We start from the raw sequence: 1,686 nt of genomic DNA, 5'->3' as shown, positions 1-1,686 counted from the left end.
GCAATATGCAGAACAGCCTGCCAGTCATCTTCATCCGTCATTTTTCCGGTGTACTGAGCATCACTCAGCCACACCGCCACGGCAGGCAGTTCCTGCGCATCAATAAATGCCGGAAGCCCGTCAAAAAATGTGGCGCTGTCTCCACACTGTTCCCGAAGGCGTGCCAGTACGGCCTGGCGGATTTGTGTATGTCGGTTCATCGGGTCAGCCATAACCTCAGTTGTTGTTTCAGTGCATACCCCAGCTGTTTCGGCATTTCCGCAGCAATGATGCGATCGCGGGCATCTTCAAATGCCTGTGTCAGCGGTCCGGACAGCGGGATTTTCACCACATCAATGGGGTAACGATTTTTGCCATCAATACGCCGCATCACATGCCAGCGACCATTCGCCAGTTGCTGAATAAACGCATCCCGGAAAAGATATTTACCCACCTTCAGCACACTGCCACGGTACTGCAGTTTTCCACCACGCCGGGCCAGTCTGACCCGGGCTGTCCCCAGCTTAATAGCGGGCAGATTGCCCCGGTTAACGCGGATCCTGGCCGTCATTTTTCCTGACGGACTGGCTTTAAACACCCGGACACGCTGACGTACCAGTTTCAGGGGGATCCCTTTCACCTGGTTATCTCCCGCAACGGTATTCCCGGCAACCTGCCGGGTGGCAACCGAGACCGCTTTCTGTGCCACACGGTTTATCGCCCATGCGCTGGCCTGTGGCACCATACGGGTATCAAGGCTGTTCAGATTGCGGATGGCATTCTCAAGCCCCTTCATCCCACACCTCTTTACTCAATAAAGATCATTGGCTTACCGTTAAAGCGTTCATGCCGTGTGACCGTCCATTGTTGTCCGTCATAAACAACGCGATCCCCGCGCCGTGGGCGGTATCCCGAAGAAAACACCACCAGAGAGACCGCAGGTCCGGACAGAGCATTCAGCTCTGCCAGTGTTTCTCCCGGGATCACGGTCATATCGACATCATTAATCGAGGCTGTCTTTCCCATCTTTCTGACCGTGATAGCATCCATACGCGCTGCCAGCCGGGAAAAGGGATCAGACATTGAGTTTTACCGGCACTTCTTCTGCACTGGTTCCGGCATCTGCCCAGACAACCCCGACCAGCGGATCAGAGCCGCTGTTAGTCAGCTGAACTTTTCCGGACTTCAGATAAACCTTCTTACCCGTTTTCATGTCATCCGTTTTCAGCTTAGGCAGCATAAACACACCTTCGGTCATACCGTCGCCTGTTTCACCTTGTGGAATATCGGTCAGCGCCACCGCAAAAACATCACCCACCTGCACCAGATCTCCGCTGCTGATGGCTGCACTGGCAACAATCGCCACCGTTTTTCCTTCTTCTACAAAATTCTTTGCCATAACTGTCTCCACACAGCCCCGTTCAGGGGCTGATTTCAGGTACAAAAAAAGCCCTTACGGGCCATCAGAGTTGTTGTCTGCGATGTTTACGCCGTACATTTCACCAGACCGCGGTGATCAACTGGCGCGACACCGGCGTCAATACGCACTTTCGTTGTCACGCCATCCACACTGAAGCCCTCCATCTGATCAATATATGGCGTATCCACACCGTTGAGATAAGCCACTTCAATCGTATCGGAGCCTTTTGACGCAGCCAGGTAGAAGGTGGTCTGGCTGTTATCATCAAGACGAGGCTCTGCAATAAC

At 53.5% G+C, this 1,686-nt stretch carries 5 protein-coding genes; all 5 read right to left on the bottom strand.

The annotated features are described in order from the left end of the window. Nucleotides 1–200, bottom strand: a 200-nt coding sequence (gene gpU, locus ATB02_RS25595) for a phage tail terminator protein (RefSeq protein WP_032327456.1), incomplete at its 3' end; no start/stop codon positions are given. Further along, complete coding sequence (locus tag ATB02_RS25590; protein WP_000677106.1) at nucleotides 197–775, bottom strand: phage tail protein; 579 nt, start codon at nucleotides 773–775, stop codon at nucleotides 197–199. The genes ATB02_RS25590 and gpU, both read right to left, overlap by 4 nt. 11 nt (nucleotides 776–786) lie before the next feature. Then, entirely contained in the window at nucleotides 787–1,062 is a 276-nt protein-coding gene (locus ATB02_RS25585) for a DNA breaking-rejoining protein (RefSeq protein WP_001283153.1), read from the bottom strand. Continuing rightward, complete coding sequence (locus ATB02_RS25580; protein WP_001097050.1) at nucleotides 1,055–1,378, bottom strand: DUF2190 family protein; 324 nt, start codon at nucleotides 1,376–1,378, stop codon at nucleotides 1,055–1,057. The genes ATB02_RS25585 and ATB02_RS25580 overlap by 8 nt, the downstream gene beginning before the upstream one ends. 86 nt (nucleotides 1,379–1,464) lie before the next feature. Beyond that, nucleotides 1,465–1,686, bottom strand: a 222-nt coding sequence (locus ATB02_RS25575) for a phage major capsid protein (RefSeq protein ID WP_105272410.1), incomplete at its 5' end; no start/stop codon positions are given.

It is taken from the genome of Escherichia sp. MOD1-EC5189, from assembly GCF_002966045.1.
Taxonomy (GTDB): domain Bacteria; phylum Pseudomonadota; class Gammaproteobacteria; order Enterobacterales; family Enterobacteriaceae; genus Escherichia; species Escherichia coli_F.
This window is presented reverse-complemented; position numbering and strand designations above follow the sequence as displayed.

Excerpts from the sequence above, each read along its gene's own strand:
- ATB02_RS25590 (WP_000677106.1), bottom strand. The coding sequence starts at position 775 with ATGAAGGGGCTTGAGAATGCCATCCGCAATCTGAACAGCCTTGATACC.
- ATB02_RS25585 (WP_001283153.1), bottom strand. The coding sequence starts at position 1,062 with ATGTCTGATCCCTTTTCCCGGCTGGCAGCGCGTATGGATGCTATCACG.
- ATB02_RS25580 (WP_001097050.1), bottom strand. The coding sequence starts at position 1,378 with ATGGCAAAGAATTTTGTAGAAGAAGGAAAAACGGTGGCGATTGTTGCC.